This window comes from Saccharopolyspora pogona (assembly GCF_014697215.1).
Lineage (GTDB): Bacteria > Actinomycetota > Actinomycetes > Mycobacteriales > Pseudonocardiaceae > Saccharopolyspora > Saccharopolyspora hattusasensis.
The window spans coordinates 3,214,083-3,230,830 of record NZ_CP031142.1 but is presented as its reverse complement, the minus strand read 5'-3'; the positions used below and the strand labels follow the sequence as shown (position 1 = coordinate 3,230,830).

The window sequence follows — 16,748 nt, the reverse complement described above, 5'->3', positions numbered from 1 at the left end:
ACTGACGTTTGGCGTTCGGTGTCCTGCGGCGACTGCCCTCGCTGGCGTCATGTGGCCGGCGAGGCGCTCCCGGCGCGGGGTGTCTGCCGGGACAGGAAGTTCTCGAGGGTTTCGGCGCCGGCCTTCGCTGCGTTGGTGCGGCGCAATTCCGCTCGCCATTGCGCCAGGTTCGCCTGGATGGTGGGGTCCGCGGTTACTTCGTCGACGGCCGTGCGCAGCTCCTCCACGGTCACGGACTCGGTGTCCACGGTCCGGCCCAGCCCCAGCTCCGCCGCCCTCCTGCCGTTGAGCGCCTGCTCGGGGGTCTGCGGCAGCGACACCAGCGGCACACCGTGCAGGAGCGACTCCATGGTGGACCCCATACCGGTGTGGGACACGAACGCAGAGGCGTGTCGGAGCACCTCGAGTTGCGGAACGTGTTGGTGGACCTCGAAGTTGGCGGGAACCGCGTCCGGCTGCGCGCGACCGGTGGCCATGACGACGTGCCAGCGGCTGCCGGCGAAGGCATCGGCGCAGACGCCGAGTAGATCGGGGCGGTCGTTGAAGACCGTGCCCAGGGCGATGAGCAACACCGGTGAGTCCTCGGGTGGTTCCCATGCCCCGGGCCGCGCCCGTCTGGGCAGCGCCGGTCCGAGGAAATAGAACTCGGGGCCGAACGTGTCCCCGGCGATCTGGAAGCGTCGTGGGAGGAAAACCAGATTCAGCGGGGCACGCGCATCGGTTGGTCGGAGGGTGTCGGGATGGATGCCGTGTTCGGTGCTGAACCTGGTTAGCGTGCGACCGACCTCGAACAGCCGGGGATCCGCCGGGTTGAAGTCGGTGGGCCACATGATCGACTGCAGCGAGAACTGCTCGTTGCCGACCATGTTCGGTGCCAGCCCGCATCCTGGCACGCCGAGCTTCGCCGCCAACGCACGACCGGCCAATCCCATGACGTCGAAGCACACGCAATCGGGGCGGTCGGCCCGGAATGGCTCCAGCAGGTCTGCGAAGGTCGTGGTCAGTTCCGCGGCGCCGTCGGCCATCATCGCGATCAGGTTGTCCATGGTGTAGTTGCGGCCCGCCATGCCGCTCAGCTCCACACCCCACGGCATTTCCACCACGTCGGCGCCCGCGCGCGCGACTGCGGCCGCCTGCTCCGCACCGGTCGCGTACGTGACGCGGTGACCGCGTTCGACCAGTTCCTCCACCAACGGCAGCGTCGGGTTGACGTGGCCGTGCGCGGCCAGTGAGACGAAGGCGAAGTGCTTGGTCATCGTCCTCCCAGATGCGCCGTGCGCGTTACACCTACCCGCCTCGCGCGTTGTCGATCCCAGTGCCGGCTGGATGTCCGCGTCAGCCGGTGGCTGCACCGATCCTACGCGGCGAGGACCTGGTCTTGTCGCCATTGCGCGAAGTCCACGGCGAAAACCCGCCAGCGGTCCGCCAACGGCGGAAAGAGCTTGGACGCGACGGAGCCCGCTTGGTTCAATGCGGTCAACACCACGGTGATCGGAAGCGGGAGAGAGCGCATGTCGGAGCACGTGGGAACCGCGGAGTGGCACGGGGTCCAGGTCTACTTCTACGAGGAGAACAAGGACGACCTGATCTTGAACTGTGTCCGGCCGTTGTTCGGCCGGCTCGCTCCGTTCGCCGAGCGGATGTTCTACACCCGTCACTGGTTGCGCGGCCCGCACCTGCGCCTGAGTTACCTCGCGTCCGAGGGCGACTTCACGAACGTGATCCACCCCGAGACCGAGCGGACGGTCGCCCGGTACCTCACCGAGAATCCGTCGACCGCCGAGATCGACGAGGAGGAGCTGCTCGCAGTCCACCGCGCGGTGGCTGAACAGGAGCAGCAGCCAGGGCCGTTCGTGCCCTTCCACCCGGACAACTCCGTGCAGCTGGCCCCCTACGACCGGCGCATCCCGGTGCTCGGCAGTGCGGTGGCCGCGGAGCTGCTCGAGGGCTTCTACCACGAGACCAACGCCCAGGCCTTCGCCGCGCTCGACGACGTTCGTTCGGGCAGGAGCCGGCTCACCACCGCATTCGACCTCATGGTGGCCACCGCACATGCGATGTGGCCCGGCATCAATCGCGGATTCATCTCCTTTCGCTCGCACGCCGAAGGTTTCATCGCGCGAGCCGGGGACCCGCAGCGGCGCCGCGCGTTCTGCGAGGAGAAGTACCGCGCCCAAAAAGCCGGCTTGCGGCGGCGGCTGGTCGCCGTCCTCGACGGACTCGACGGACTCGACGGCGATGGCGAGGTGCCGTTGGTCCGCGAATGGGTTGCGGTGCTCGGCCGCTACCGGTCGCGGGTGCGACCGTTGATCGCCTCCGGCGAGGTGTCGTTCGTCGCGGCGGAGCAGGGGTATGCGCAGCAGAGCTGGGATCCGCAGATGCTGGCCCACAGCACGTTCCACAGCCTGCTGCAGGGCGAAGGCGGGCGGATGGCCCGTTTGCAGCGGGACCCCGACTTCCTCGCTTTCCGTTTCGCGCTGAACTACTTGTACCTCCACCTCAACCGGATCGGTGTCCGACCGGTCGAGCGGTTCGTCCTGTGCCACCTCGTCGCCAACACGGTGGAGGACCACTACGGCATATCGGCCCACGATTTCGTGGCGTCGTGAGCCTCGGTGGGTGCCCAGCCCGTGCCGGCATGGGTGGGGCGGGGATAACCGGCCCGGCGTGGTGCATCGGGCATGCATGCTGTCGTGGATCCCGGAGCCAGGCGGCGACAACTCCTGCGGGAGCCGCTGCGAGGCCACCTGCGCGGACCAGTCCGGAAACCTCGCGAGATCGGCGTTCGGCATTCGCTGGCTGGGCTAGGCTTGCCGTTCGTGGACAACGGTGACGTCGTGTCCGTGCCGGTCTTCCGCCCGGACCTGGTCGGTGTGCTGTGCAGTCCCGGTTCGCCCGGCCCACATCCGGCCGTGCTCGTGGTCGGCGGTTCGGAGGGTGCGATACCGGAGTGCGCGGCAATGCGCTTGGCGCAGGAAGGCGTCGCCGCGTTGGCGGTGGCTTTCTTCGGGGTCGGGTCGCTACCGCGGGACCTCGTCGAGATCCCGCTGGAGTACTTCGCCGGCGCGCTGGACTGGCTCGCCCAGCGGCCGGAAGCCGACCCCGGGCGGCTCACCGTGGTTGGTCGCTCGCGAGGCGGCGAGCTGGCGCTGCTGCTCGCCGCCGCCTATCCGGAGCGGATCAAGGGAGTCGTTGCCTACGTGCCGAGCAGTGTGGTGTGGCAGGCAGTTCCGTCGGACCCGCGCGCCATGCTGGGGGCGCCGCGTTCGTCGTGGAGCCGAGGTGGCGTCCCTGTCCCGTTCGTCGCCATGCCGCCGCCCACCGCGGCCGACGCGGCGCAGTTCCGGGGTTTCCTGACCGGGGAGCCGGTGGCCTTCCGCCCGGCGTTTGAACGCGCCATGGCACAGTGGGACGCGGTGGTCGACGCGACTATCGAGGTGGAGCGGATCAACGGCCCCGTGCTGGTGCTCAGCGGCGGGCAGGACCAGCTCTGGCCGTCGGAGCTGTTCGCCGAGCGGATCGTCGAGAGGTTGGTCGCGCACGGCCACCGCTTTCCGCACGAGCATCTGCGCTATCCCGGCGCCGGACATCGGCTCGGCGTCCCCGGCGCCGCGCTCCGGCAGCGTCGCGCCGGTTTCGACCGACTGTTGATGGGCGGGACTCCGGAGTCCGATGAGGACGCCAGCTGGGACAGTTGGCCCCAGGTCCTCGACTTCATCGCGCGGGCCGGAACGTCCTGAGAGCCTGTTGGTGAATGGTCTGGGTGGGTGGTCGCTTAGAGTTCCTAACAAAATGATCACTTGACGTGCCATAGGTTCCTTGATCGTAGATCATGAACAGGTGAGGAAAGGTGAGCAACCGCCATGGATCGTCCCCGACGAGCTGTGGGAGCGAATCGAGCCGGTGTTGCCGCGTTGGGAGAACGCGCTGCCCAAGCTGGGCCGCAAGCGGCTGCCGGACCGGCTGGTCTTGCAGGGAATCCTGTTCGTGCTGCATACCGGGATCCAGTGGGAGTTTCTGCCCCAGGAGCTGGGGTTTGGATCCGGAATGACCTGCTGGCGGCGCCTGGCGGAATGGAACGAGGCCGGGGTGTGGCAGCGGCTGCACGAGGCGCTTTTGGCCGAGCTGAACGCGGCCGGGATGCTGGACTGGTCTCGGGCGGTGATCGACAGCTCGCATGTGCGGGCGGCGCGGCGCGGCCCAAAAGCGGCCCGAGCCCGGTCGACCGTGCCCGGCCGGGCTCCAAGCACCACGTGATCACCGAGGGCGGCGGCATTCCGACGGCATTCAGCCTGACCGGCGGCAACGTCAATGACGTCACCCAGCTCCTCCCACTGGTCGAGGCGATCCCGCCCGTGCGAGGCAAGCGCGGGCGCCCCCGCCGCCGACCCGATGCGCTGTACGCCGACCGCGCCTACGACTCTGATAAACACCGGGACAAGTTGCGCGCCAAGGGAATCGACCCGCAGATCGCCGAACGTGGAACCGGCCACGGCTCCGGACTCGGCGTGATCAGGTGGGTCGTCGAGCGCACAATCGCCTGGTACCACGGCATGCGACGTCTGCGCATCCGCTGGGAACGCCGCGACGACATCCACGAGGCGTTTCTCGGCCTGGCTACCTGCATCATCTGCTACCGACACATCAAGATCCTTTGTTAGGAACTCTTAGCGGAACCTGAGAGGTTCCCTGGACTGCGGGTGCCCCTTGCTGTATGTCCAATACGCGGCGGAGGGGCCGTCCTCGCCAGAAAACCTCTCAGAACCCGCCGATGGTCGTCTTGGCAAGGTGGCTGCAAGCGGCTGCGCCGCTTCCAAAGGCGCGGACGGCATTCGCCGACAGGCTCTGAGCCCCGCTTTCCCCCCCGCGAAGCTTGTCGGCTCCCCATGATTTCGCCTCCGCGCACTGTTGTCCGGCGGCGCTGCCGGTCAGCGAAACTGTTCGGGCAACGCGCCGCCCGGCGATTCGGTTGTCCGCCCGCGTTCACCGCACCGGATTTTCTCAGATGTTTCTCAGCTTGGGACGCGCCGCTTCGTCGATTTCGGCTGATGGCTCGTTTCAGAAGCGAGGAGTCACCCCGCTGCTGCTCCATTCGGCCGAAAACGTAAGTAAAGGGTGCGTCTGGCAAGTGGACTAGTGATGTTTCACGACGGTCAGTCGCGGCGCTGCGCGGAGTCCGATGAGACCTCGAAATGTCGGCGAAATTAACTCGTGATCGGCGCTCGCGTGCTAAAAATGGCGCTGTCGGCGTCGGGATCCTGGGTACCACGTTGACAATTCAATTATCCGATGAGAGCGATTTGGGGACCGATATGGAAGATCTCAAGCTCGATCTCGAGAGCCTCGAGGTGGAGAGCCTCAGCTTCGGCGCTGACGCCGACCGCGACCTGCAGTCCCTGGGCATGGGCCACGGGATGACCGAGGTCGGGTCGTCCGCGGGGTGCTGCTGCTGCACCTGCAGCTGCTGTTGCTGCCCCTGCGGATGAGTTGACTCCACGCGCGGAAGTCGCGGAGTTCGGCATGCTGAACTCCGTCGCTTAGGCGAGTTCTGCTCGTCAACCGCCTAGACGGGAGCGGGGTTCCGGGACGTGTTTCGCCGGCGCTTGTTACCCGGAACCCCGTGCCTCGTCGCGCGTCCACCTACTTTCGTCGACCGCGTGATCCTTTGGATGGAGCAAGTGAAGCCGAAGCTCAAGAACGACACGCTCTACCTTCCGTCGGCCGAGGGGATCTACTTCGTGAGCAATCACGGAACCCTGACGCTGGAGGGCAAGCACATCTACCAGTGGGTCGACAAACTGGCTCCGTTCCTGACCGGTGCGCACACGCTCGACGAGATCACCGCCGGCCTTTCCGGGGATCGCCGCCGAATGGTCACCGCGCTGATCAGCGGTCTGGTGGAGAAGGGATTCGTCAAGGACGTCGGGGATGACCGCGAACACGGGCTGGACGAACGGGAACTCGCCGCCTACGAGTCGGAGATCGCGTTCGTCGATTATTACCGCGATTCGGCCGCGTACCGCTTCCAGCGGTTCCGCGAGCGCAAGGTGTTGCTGATCGGCGCAGGCCAGACGGCGGCGGCACTCGCCCAGGCCTGCTTGCACGCCGGGGTGCGTGATGTGCGGCTGGTGATCACCGACGAAGCCGCGACCGACCGGTCGCGCATCGAGGAGTACGTCGGACGAGCCCGCGACCGCGACCCGCGGCAGTCGCTGGTCGAGGTGGTGGACGTGGCGCTGGACGACTCGCCGGAGGCGGTGCGGAAGGCAGTCGAATCCTTCGACGTGGTCATCCACGTGTCGGACAAGCCGATGCTCGGCCGCGCCCGGCTGCTGAACCAGGTCTGCGTCGACCGGGGAGTGCTGTTCATCCAGGCCGTCGTGGTCGGGGGAGGCGCCTGGATCGGCCCGCTCGTCAACCCGGTCGGCGTCGACGCGTGCTGGGAATGCTCCTGGCTGCGCGTGCTGGGCAGGAACCCCGTAGCCGGTGAGCCCTTCGCGGACCGTCCCGATGCCGTTCCCAGCGAGTTCCTGGCCGGGCCGACCGCGGCGATCGTGGCCAACCACCTCGCCTTCGAGGTGTTCAAGCACATCACGGAAGCCGGCCCGGTCGAGACGGCAGGTGCCGTGGTGGGTCTGGATCTGGAAACTCTGCAGAGCGCCGACCACCCGGTGTCCCCGCACCCGCTCTGCACCGCGCACGGTACTTCCGCACCACCCACCGAGCAGGACTTCCTGGCGGTCGTCAACGGCCTCGCTGAGGGGCCGGAGCTCTCCGGCGAGGACTTCTCGCGGGCCGCTGCCGAATGCTTCGAAGAGGACACCGGCCTGCTCGGCCGCCTCGACGAAGGCGACTTCGGGCAACTCCCGCTGAAGGTGTCCAGGGCGGAGTTCTCCAACGCGCTGCTGCGCCCTGACTTCGACCAGGAGGCGGCCGCGGCCGTCGCGGTGGCCACCGATTTCACCGAGGCCCGCGAGCGCGCCACTCGCCGGGCCTGCGAGCTCTATGCTGCCAGCGTCGTCGACTGCCGCAGGTTGCGAGGTTCCGGCGCGGGTGATGCGCGCACCTGGGGGCTGGACCTGGCGTCGGGCGCCGCCGTCTCGGTGGTCGCCGCCAATGCGTTCCCCGGACTTCGAGCAGCGGTGCCCACGGCTGCGGACGCACCCGGCCTGGCATCCGGTTTTACCTGGTCCGAGGCGGTTGGTCGCGGGCTGCTCGCGCTGACCAACCAGCTGACCGCCGCAGAACTGGAGCACGCCCGTGACCCCTTCCCCCGGGTGGACCAGAACGCACTCCCGCAAACCGCGATCGCGCAGCGCTACCTGACGATGCTGGAGATCCTCGGCATCGACGTCGAGGTCTACGACATAACCGGCACGCTCGCGGTGCCGACGTTGGTGTCCTGCATGGGAATGGACACGGTTGGCTGCGCGTCCGGATTCGACGAGGCGCAGCTGTTCGAAGAAATCCTCGAGCAGACGCTACGCCACCACCAAGCGCACGCGGAGAAGTGGCCCGGCAACGCCATGCCGGAACCCCTTCCGCAACTGCCGAAGGAGCTGCGCGGACCCGAGCGCACCCAGCGGAGCACGGCGGTCGGCGAACCTGCTCCACGGCAGTGGCCGGAGATCCGGGCACTGCTGCTGAGCCGATTGCGGGATGCCGGCCACCGGCCGGTCATCGTGCCGCTCGATCACGATCCCGTGATGAACCTGGTGCTGCCCTACATCGTCAACGTCGTGCGCGGAGAAGAGAACTAGAGTGTCCGAAGACGTTCGCAAGGGGATCGGCGGAGCAGTCCGAGTCGGGATCACCGGGGAGGGCAGGCTCTACGACGAGGTGCGGCGCGTGCTCTCCCGACACCACCGGCCGCTGGTGGTGGGGAAGAACGACCGGGACGCCGCGCGGTCCAAAGTGGATGTGCTGCTGCTGGTGCAGGACGGCTGGGACCGGCAGTGGCAGCGGGAGTGGAACGACTGGGGCCTCACAAACGACGTGCCGCTGCTGCCCGCATACCTCACGCCCGGCGCAGCTCTTGTCGGCCCGTGCGTGTCACCCGGGGATGCTGACGGCTGCCTGGTCTGCGTCGACGAGCGCCGCCTGCGGGCGCGCAACGACCTCGGCGACTACGGCAAGGCGCTCGCGGCTCATCCGGCGCTCATCGCGCGAATGGGCGTGCTGTGGCTGACGAGCTTCGCCGTGGACCTGCTCAGCAGCCTGATCGCAGGCGAGATCGACCGGTTCGGCGCGGACCGCACCACCATGACCACTCGGCGAGCGATGATCCGGCTTTCCCTGGACGAGTTGCGCACCAGCATGCACCGCTGGCTGCCCGATCCGTTGTGCGAGCGCTGCGGTCGGTTGCCCGATGACTCCGCGGCGACGGCCGGCATCGAGCTCCACCCGCAGCCGAAGGTGTCCCCCGACACCTACCGCGTTCGGTCGCTGGCGGGGGAGCGGGACAAGCTGCACCGGATCTACGTCGATCGCGAAGCCGGACTGTTGCGCGCCGTGTACAAGGAAGGGCGCAGCGTCTTCCCCAGCGCCAGCGCTCCGATGGGCCTAAGGGCCACGACACGCACCGAAGTCGGCTACGGCCACCAAGTGAATTTCGCCGCGAGCCAGCTCACCGCGATCGCCGAGGGCATTGAACGCTACGGCGGGATCGAACCCGGTGGAAAGCGGACCGTGGTGCGGGACAGCTACCGGGAGCTCGGCGACGACGCGCTGGACCCGACGACGCTCGGGCTGCACTCCGACGAACTCCACCAGCTGCCGGGCTTCCCGTACCCGCGCTACCACCACGACCTCGTCTGCAACTGGGTCTGGGGCTACTCTTTCGCCCGCAAGCGGCCGATCCTGGTACCGGAGAAATACGCCTACTACGGGACGGTCTACCGGGACACGAGGGAGCACCCGTTCGTCTACGAGATCTCGAACGGCTGCGCGCTCGGCGGGTGCCTCGAGGAGGCGATCCTGCACGGCATCCTCGAGGTGGCTGAGCGCGACGCCTTCCTGATGACCTGGTACGCCCGGTTACCCGCGCCCCGCATCGATCCGCGTTCCGCCCCGGACCCGGCCGTACCGCTGGTCATCGAGAGCATCGAAAGCTTCTCCGGGTACTCGATCGAGGTCTTCAACATCACGCTGGAACAGGGCATCCCCTGCTTCTGGGTCATGGCAGTGGATCGGCAGGGGATGCCGGACATGCCCAAGGTCCTGTGCGCTTCGGGTTCGAACCTCAACCCGGCGAAGGCCCTGACAAATGCACTGATGGAGTTGGGGCCGCTGGTCAGCAGACCTGCCGAGTTCCACCGGCAGAACAGACCGCGGGTCGAGGAGATGCTGGCCGATCCCTACGCGGTGATGTCGATGGAGGACCACGCAGCGCTCAACGGTGCGCCGGAGGTCTTCGACCGCTTCGACTTCCTGCTCTCCTCACCGACGCGGCAGACCTTCGCCGAGGCGTTCAAGGACTACTACCAGAAGCCGAAGAACACGGACCTGCGCGTGGATCTGGAGGAAACGGCCGGGCAGTACTTGCGTGGCGGGCTCGACGTCGTCGTCGTCGACCAGACCACACCGGAGCACCGCGCCGGAAGTTTCAACTGCGTCAAGGTGATCATCCCGGGCTTGCTGCCGATGACCTTCGGACACCAGCGCCGCAGGGAGCGGGGTTTCCAGCGGTTGTACCGGATTCCCCACCAGCTCGGGTACTACGACAGGCCGCTGACCGACGCCGATATCAACCCGCATCCGCATCCCTTCCCGTGAGGCCAGGACTGGAGGTGACATGGGCAACTGGGACCTGACCATCGGCGATCGGTACCTGCAACGGACCGTTCACGAGGCCGAAGACCTCTTCGCGCAGGTGCTCAACGAGGAGCCAATCGGCGCGGACCCGCTGCCGTTCAAGGTCTACCGAGGTGTGCGGCGCTACCCGTTGCCCGGTCGGCTGTCATGGGACCTGGGCGACGTGCGCAGCACGTTCGCCGACTTCGCGGGAGCCGGCGCGCCGAATCGCGAGGAGACCTCCCCGGAGCGGGTCCTGTCGACCTTGCTCTACTACGGGTACGGCTTCTCCCGGTGGGACGTGGGGCCGGGTGCCGTCTGGCCGCATCACCGGATGGTTCCATCCGCCCGCTGCTACTTCCCCACGGAGCTGTACCTGTGGCTGCCCCGCTCCGGTGACTTCCCGGCGGGCATGTACCACTACGACACCCTGCACCACGCCGTGGCGTTGATCCGCGAGGGGGAGTTCCTGGCGGAGCTGGGCGAGCTGCTGGGGGCCGACCTCGACGAGGCCGGCAGCGTGGTGCTGCTGTCGTCGCTGTTCTGGAAGAACGCCTTCAAATACCGCGGCTACTCCTATCGGTTGTGCGCGCAAGAGGCAGGGATGGTCGTGGGCAACCTGCTGATGGTCGCCGGTGCGCTGGGGCTGTGGGGTGACGTGCACTACCAGTTCCCGGATCGCCCGGCGGGCCGCCTGCTGGGTCTCGAACCCGGCGAGGAACACCTCTTCGCCGCGCTGCCGCTGCGTCCCGCCGGAGGGTCGCCCCTCGAGGGCGTGGCCAGGGTTGCGGGCGGACGTGCGGGCCTGGAGCAGCTCCCGCCGATGCGGCACACCTACGTGCGGCCGGAGGGCCCGTCGCACGCGCACGACGAGTTGTTCACCTCGATCGCTGAGAACTGCCTGCTCGACGACGGAGTTGACTTTGCCCGAGAACTCCCGGCCGCGTCGCGTTGCCCGCACGAGGTGTCCTCGGTGCTGCCGGCACCGCCGGCCCGGGAAGAGCCGCTGGGCCTCGGCGCTGCGTTGCGCGCCCGCAACTCGGGCAACGTGCTGTTCAACCCGGTCGCGCGAACGCTTCCGCTCGCCGATTTCTGGGAGATCGTCCGGTATGCGACGGAGCCGTACACGTGCGATCTGCGGCCCGGCGTGGCAGCGCCCGGGGTTAGCCTGCACGTCGCGGTGTTCGACGTGGCGGGGCTGCCGCCCGGCATCTACCGGTTCTGCCGAGAGCACGGCGGACTGCACGTGGTGTCGGAGGGCGATTTCTCCCGCCCGCTGCAGGGCGCCCTCCCAGTGCCCAACCTCAACCTGTGCGCGTCCAACATGGCCCTGTACCTCGCTGCGGACTACGCCGAGACCAGCCGCGTCTTCGGCAACCGGGCCTACCGCTTGATCAACCTGGAGGCCGGTCTCGTCGCCCAGCGGCTGTGCGTGCTCAGCGCCGCCCACGGCGTCTCGGCCCGGGTCCACAACGGATACGACTCGGCCAGCGTCGAGGCCATCGTCGAGCTGGACGGGGCGAAGCTGACGCCCTTCTTCCAGATCGCCGTCGCGCACAACCGACCGGGAGTCCAGCACGGACTGCCGGTCATCTTCTGACGTGGGGGTGGGAAGGTGAACTACCGCGTCGAACCCACCTTCGTGGTGCGTGCTGCGGAGCTGCCGCTGGCCGTCTTGGCGCGTCTGCGCACCGAGAAGACGGCGCAGCTCGTCGAGCAGATCGTCGACATCCAGGAGTGGCTGGACGCCCAGGGGGAACCGCTTTCCGATGCCTTGCACCCGATGATCGGGCGCGTCACCGAAACCCCGTTGCGGCGCCGCCTGATCACCCTGCGGCGCGACGTGTACCAGGGGCGTGCTCCCCGCGCCGGCGGTCCGGACGCTGATTTGCTGGCGGCGGTGCCCGCGGAACTGGCCGATGCGCTGGACACGTGGCACCGGAAGGTGATCGACCGCGATGCCCTTATCACCCGAGCCGGCAACGAACTGCTCGTTGAAGAAGAAGTGCAACGGCGCGCGTTGCACGACATCGCATCCCGTCCCGCCGTCCAGCGGGGACTGGTGCTGGCAAGCAGGGACCTCTACCTCAGCCTCGGCAAGTGGTCGCCGTCCCGCGCGGACCGCAAGCTGGAGCGCAAGTTGGCGAAGTACCTCTCGCGCATGGCGGCCAAGACCAGCCCCTACAGCACTTTCACGGCCTCCACGCAAGGCAGGTGGTCCTCCCGCACCGGCGCAGAACTGTCCTTCGACGGCGCCGGACGTCGCAGCGTCGTGGAGTTGAACGCCTTCCTCCAGCAGCAGATACCCCGGGCATTGGCGACGTGGCCGGAGATCCGGGCGGGGCTGCCGATGCGGGTGAACAGCAGTGTCGTGGAGGACGGTGAGATGATCCGCTTCCTCGGTCGTAAAGACGGTGAAGCCGTCCTCGAACTCAACGCGACACCCACGTTGCGGCGATTTCTGGGACAGGTACGGCACGGCAGCAACCGAACCCACGGTGGGGTCGTGCATGAGCTCGCCGCCGCGGACCGGCGCAACCGCAGCGAGGAGGTGGCCCGCTTCCTGGACCAACTCATCGACATCGGCCTGATCGAGATCGGCTTCGAGCTGCCGGACAACGACGTGGACCCGCTCGGAGGGCTGGTCGACCTGCTCGCCCGCTTCGACGGCGAGCGCGTCGCGTCCGCGCGGGAATCTCTGGGGCGGCTGCGGTCCGCTCTCCAGGACTACGAGGACCTCGAAGCCCCGGCCGCGCGGCTGGACCAGGCCCAAGCCATCCATGACCGGCTCGGGAACGTCTACGACCTGCTCGGATGGAGCGCGTCGGGTGAGCAAATCCCGAAGAACGCCTTCTACGAGGACGTGCTGATGACCGGGGTCCGGCCAGTGCGTGCCCCGGAGCACTGGCAGGAGCTGTTCAACGACCTGGACCTGGTGCGCCGTCTTGCGGGGCTCTACGACCGGTTCCTGCCCGGGCAGATCGCAGCTGAGGAGTTCTTCGCCGAGCACTACGGCAGCGGTGCCCAGGTGCACTTCCTCGATTTCTACAGCGCTTTCTGCAAAGCGATCGGGCAGTCGGGAGAGCGGCCGGCGGGATTCCGCGTGGGCGGGGCCGAACTGGCGCTCTGCTACGAGCAGGCGTTTCCGGTGCCCAGGATGGGGATCGAGCGGTTGGACCAGCTGGCCGATCTACAGGAGACGCTGGTCGCGCTCGTGTCCGAGGCCCCCGTGGACGGGGAAGGGGTGCGGCGGCTGCCCAGCGAACCGGTCCGCGACTTCCTCCACCGCCTGCCCGGCCACGTCCGTCCGCAGGAGTCCCTGGCCTGCTACCTCCAGCCGCTCGCCGACACGGACGGTCAACCGCGCGCCGTGCTCAACGAGCTCATGACGGGTTTCGGGCGCAGCCAGGCGCGCTTGCTCAGGCTCGACCACAAGGCCGGTACCGGTGCGTTCGAGCAGCCCGAGCTCCCCGCCCCCGGCCCGGACGGCCGGTACTACGCGGAGGTCACCGGGACGGTCGGGTCGAACCTCAACCTGAAACGACCGGTGACCTGCTACGAGATCAGCTACCCAATGAGCACGAGTGACCGGCCTGCGAAACGGCAAATACCGCTCAACGATCTGGTGGTCGTCCACGATCCGCAGACGCGGCAGCTCCGCCTCGTCTCGAAGAGCCGGGGCATCGGCGTCATACCGGTGCACCTCGGCATGATGGTCGAGTTCCTGCTGCCCCCCGCTTACCGGTTCCTCCTCCAGATGTTCGGTCAGGCCGTGCCCCGCTTCGAGTTCATCAAGCAGCTGTCGACGGCCTCAGCCTCCGATGAGCTCGACGGCGTTCGCCGATATCCCCGGCTAGTGCTAGGTGAACTCGTCGTCAACCGGGCCTCGTGGGTCGTGCGGGCCCAGGACTTGCCGTGGCGACCCGCCGGGGGCTCGGACGTGGGGCACCTGATCGACGTCACCCGGTGGCGCCGACGGCACGGAATCCCGCGGCAGTGCTTCGTCCGGGCCATCGCCGGGCACGGCCACGCCGCCCAGAAATCGCGTGTGGACGGGATGTTCGACAAGACACGCAAGCCGGTGTACGTCGACTTCTCCAGCGCGCTCTTCCTGAACGTGCTCGACGAGGTCGTCGCCGGAACCGACGAGGCGCTGGTGTTCGAGGAGATGTTGCCGGGGCCGGCGGACCTGGTCGCGCGGGACGGAGATGCCAGGCACGCCTGCGAGTTCGTCGTCGAACTGACCCGGGGAGGCCGGGATGGCTGAGACGCGCTGGACCAGCATGCACATCCACTACCACGAGCCGCTCGATCGGCTGATCAACGGCGCGATCCGCCCGCTGTTCGCCGACCTGACCGGCGGATGTCTCGTCGAGGACCACTTCTTCGTCAGGCACTGGCAGGCCGGCCCCCACCTGCGGCTGCGGCTGAAGCCGCGGGCACCCCAGGACGCGGCGAAGGTCGCCGGCCTGGTGGACCGCCACGTGCGCGGCTTCCTCGAAACCAGTCCTTCGCGGACGGTCATCAGCGAGCAGGAGTACCTCCGAATCGCGCAGCCGCTGGTCGCTGTGGAGCGCGGCCAGGACACCGTCGAGCCGCTGCAACCGGACAACTCGATGCGCACGGCGCACTACGAACCCGAGCTCGGACGCTACGGAGACACGCCCGAGGCCATGCGAGCGGTCGAGCGGCACTTCACGGAATCCAGCGAGCTGGCTGCTGACATCGTGGCGTCGGATGCGCCGGCTGATCGCCGGAGTGGTCAAGCCTTGACGATGATGTTGGTGTCGGCGATGGTCGCCGCCAACGGAGCCAACGGGTTGACCGGGTACTTCGATACCGGGCAGCGCGGTTGGGGACGCCAGCTCCTCTTCGGCGACGTGGCGGCCAGCGAGCAGCTGTTCGAGGCGAAGTTCCAACGGCAGCGGGCCCGCCTGGTACGGCTCGTCAGGAAACTTGTCGAGCTGGTCGAAGCCGGCGCGACCGATGAGGCTGGGCCCGAAGTGGCCCGGTGGACCGCTTCGACGACCGCGCTGCGCCAACGGCTCGACGGGCTGCAGCAGCAGGGCCTGTTCGCACCGCGGGAGCTGCTGATGGGCTCCACGCCGGATGCAGGCCTGCGCAGCGTGCTCCTCTTCTGCTCGCACATGCACAACAACCGCCTGGGCATCTCGTTGCCGGCGGAGTCCTATCTGATGTACCTGCTGTGGCGATCCATTTCCGAGATCACCGGGGGTGCGAACTGAACGCCGAGCGGCCAACGACGTTCCACAGTGCCGAAGCCCGCGCGAGAGATCGGGAAGCGGGACTCGACGCGAGCTCAGCGGCGCGCGAATACCAGGAACTCGCCGAGAGCATGCCGTTTCCTGAGGAAGTCGACTGGGACGACGCTCCCTCCCAGTTCAAGCTCTACCGCGGCCACCCCCGGATACCTCTCGGCTACGAGAACCGAACCGCCACCGCGCCTGCCGACCGGGTGGGCCTCGACCGGGTGGGCCTCGACCGGGTGGGCCAGCTCCTGTTCGACTCCTACGGCGTGGCCCGCTACCGGTGGACTGCCGCGGATGCGCTGCGAAGGCTGATCGGGACCAGGGGGGCCGACCCGCCCGGTGGCGCGAAGCTCGCCCGCAACTCGCTTCGCCCGGTCCCTTCCGGGGGGTCGCGGTTTCCCGCCGAACTGTACTTGGTCTCCGCTCCAGACAGCGGAGTCGCGCCAGGAGTCCACCACTACGACGCCGCGCACCACGCCCTGGTGGCGGTCCGCGAAGGCGACTGGACCGCGGAACTGGCTGCTGGTCTGGGCCTTCCCGGTACGAGGGCGAGCCTGACCGTTTTGGTGAGCGCCTTTTTCTGGAAGAACGCCTTCAAGTACGGTGACCTGACCTACCGCCTGTGCGGCCTGGACTGCGGCGTGCTCGTCGGGCAACTGCTCGAGGTGGTCGCGCGCTACCAACTCCAAGCGAGGGTCTCGTACCAGTTCGTGGACGACGGCCTGGACCGGTTGCTGCGGCTGGACCCGATGCGGGAGAGTGTCTACGCGGCGATCACGATTGGCGAGCTCGAGGAGTCGGATGCGGTACCGAGTGATTCGGGTACGCGGCTGACCGACGACGTGCTCGTATCGCGGACCGGGGGATCATCGGTGTCAGAGCCGGACTGGTCACTCGACCTGCTGCCGCTGCAGGCGCGGGTGCACCGGGCGTCCCGCTTGCCCGATCGGACTTCGCTGCGCGCGGAAGGGGCCAAGCAACCCGTCACCGCGTCCGGAGTTCTGAGCCGGGCGACGTTGAGCCTGCCCCGCCATCGGACTGATCTGCTGTCGGGCCTGTCGGCCCGCCGCTCGTCGATGGGCTACTTCACGCCCGCGGACATGAGCCTGGAGGCGCTGTCCGCGCTGCTCGCCGCCGCCGCGCAGGGTTACTCCAACGACCTGGACCAGCGTCAGCAGTCGATGCAGCACACGATTCTTTTCTGCGCGGTGAACCGCGTGTCCGGAGTGGACCCGGGCGTCTACCGCTACCGGCCCGCGTCGGCGGACGACGAAGCCGGGCTGGAACTGGTGCGCGCGGGCGACATCGGTGACGAGCTCCAGGAGTCGCTGCTGATCAGGCTCTTCAACCTCACTCACGCGAACCTCTGCGTGTATCCGGTGGGGGACTACGGCGCCGGGTTCGAGGTTTACGGCGACCGCTGGTTCCGGATGCAGAACATGGAAGGCGGCATCATGACGCAACGGCTCTACCTCGCCGCGGCGGCGCTGGGCCTGCGATGCCACGCCAGTCTCGGCTACGACGTGCGGCGGACCAACCGGCTGCTCGGTGTCGACGGTACCGGGCTGACCAGCCTGATCCAGGTGATGATCGGTTCCGGTCGAGCGCCCGGGGACTTCTACGAGGCGGCCTGGCAGTAGGCTCCCGCGACGCACGCCGCTTCGGCGATCGTCGCGGGAGCGGGGA

11 protein-coding genes are annotated in these 16,748 nt (G+C 68.0%); 9 read left to right on the top strand and 2 right to left on the bottom strand.

Going from position 1 to position 16,748, the window contains the following annotated elements; all coding sequences use genetic code 11:
- Positions 1–47: 47 nt before the first annotated feature.
- Entirely contained in the window at positions 48–1,256 is a 1,209-nt protein-coding gene (locus DL519_RS14785) for a macrolide family glycosyltransferase (RefSeq protein WP_190815586.1), read from the bottom strand.
- A 101-nt stretch (positions 1,257–1,357) separates the two neighbouring features.
- Positions 1,358–1,513, bottom strand: coding sequence for a hypothetical protein (locus DL519_RS14780; RefSeq protein WP_190815584.1), 156 nt, complete (start codon positions 1,511–1,513; stop codon positions 1,358–1,360).
- On the opposite strand from DL519_RS14780, the gene DL519_RS14775 reads away from it, so the two are divergent.
- The 9 genes from DL519_RS14775 to DL519_RS14735 all read left to right on the top strand — a co-directional run bounded on the left by DL519_RS14775 (position 1,512) and on the right by DL519_RS14735 (position 16,702).
- A complete protein-coding gene (locus tag DL519_RS14775; protein WP_190815582.1) occupies positions 1,512–2,609 on the top strand; it encodes a thiopeptide maturation pyridine synthase in 1,098 nt (365 codons plus the stop codon). The genes DL519_RS14780 and DL519_RS14775 overlap by 2 nt on opposite strands.
- 72 nt (positions 2,610–2,681) lie before the next feature.
- Positions 2,682–3,740 carry an alpha/beta fold hydrolase gene (locus DL519_RS14770; protein ID WP_190815580.1) on the top strand — a complete coding sequence of 353 codons (1,059 nt, stop codon included), beginning with the start codon at positions 2,682–2,684 and terminating at the stop codon, positions 3,738–3,740.
- A 127-nt stretch (positions 3,741–3,867) separates the two neighbouring features.
- Positions 3,868–4,661, top strand: a protein-coding gene (locus DL519_RS14765; RefSeq protein ID WP_223840279.1) for an IS5 family transposase whose coding sequence is annotated in 2 segments (ribosomal slippage) — positions 3,868–4,204 and positions 4,204–4,661 — 795 coding nt in all. Because the reading frame shifts where the segments join, the coding sequence is not laid out codon by codon here.
- Positions 4,662–5,678: 1,017 nt separating this feature from the next.
- Positions 5,679–7,760 (top strand): TOMM precursor leader peptide-binding protein, encoded by a 2,082-nt coding sequence (locus tag DL519_RS14760; RefSeq protein WP_190815578.1) that lies wholly within the window; start codon positions 5,679–5,681, stop codon positions 7,758–7,760.
- A gap of 1 nt (position 7,761) precedes the next feature.
- Positions 7,762–9,774 (top strand): TOMM precursor leader peptide-binding protein, encoded by a 2,013-nt coding sequence (locus DL519_RS14755; RefSeq protein WP_190815576.1) that lies wholly within the window; start codon positions 7,762–7,764, stop codon positions 9,772–9,774.
- 19 nt (positions 9,775–9,793) lie between these two features.
- Positions 9,794–11,392, top strand: coding sequence for a SagB family peptide dehydrogenase (locus tag DL519_RS14750; protein ID WP_190815574.1), 1,599 nt, complete (start codon positions 9,794–9,796; stop codon positions 11,390–11,392).
- Between the two features lie 15 nt (positions 11,393–11,407).
- Entirely contained in the window at positions 11,408–14,059 is a 2,652-nt protein-coding gene (locus DL519_RS14745; protein ID WP_190815571.1) for a lantibiotic dehydratase, read from the top strand.
- Complete coding sequence (locus tag DL519_RS14740) at positions 14,052–15,038, top strand: thiopeptide-type bacteriocin biosynthesis protein (protein ID WP_190815565.1); 987 nt, start codon at positions 14,052–14,054, stop codon at positions 15,036–15,038. The genes DL519_RS14745 and DL519_RS14740 overlap by 8 nt, the downstream gene beginning before the upstream one ends.
- The gene (locus DL519_RS14735; protein ID WP_190815563.1) at positions 14,999–16,702 is read left to right on the top strand and encodes a SagB family peptide dehydrogenase; all 1,704 of its coding nucleotides are present in this window, start codon (positions 14,999–15,001) and stop codon (positions 16,700–16,702) included. Before DL519_RS14740 ends, DL519_RS14735 begins: the two co-directional genes overlap by 40 nt.
- Positions 16,703–16,748 lie beyond the last annotated feature (46 nt).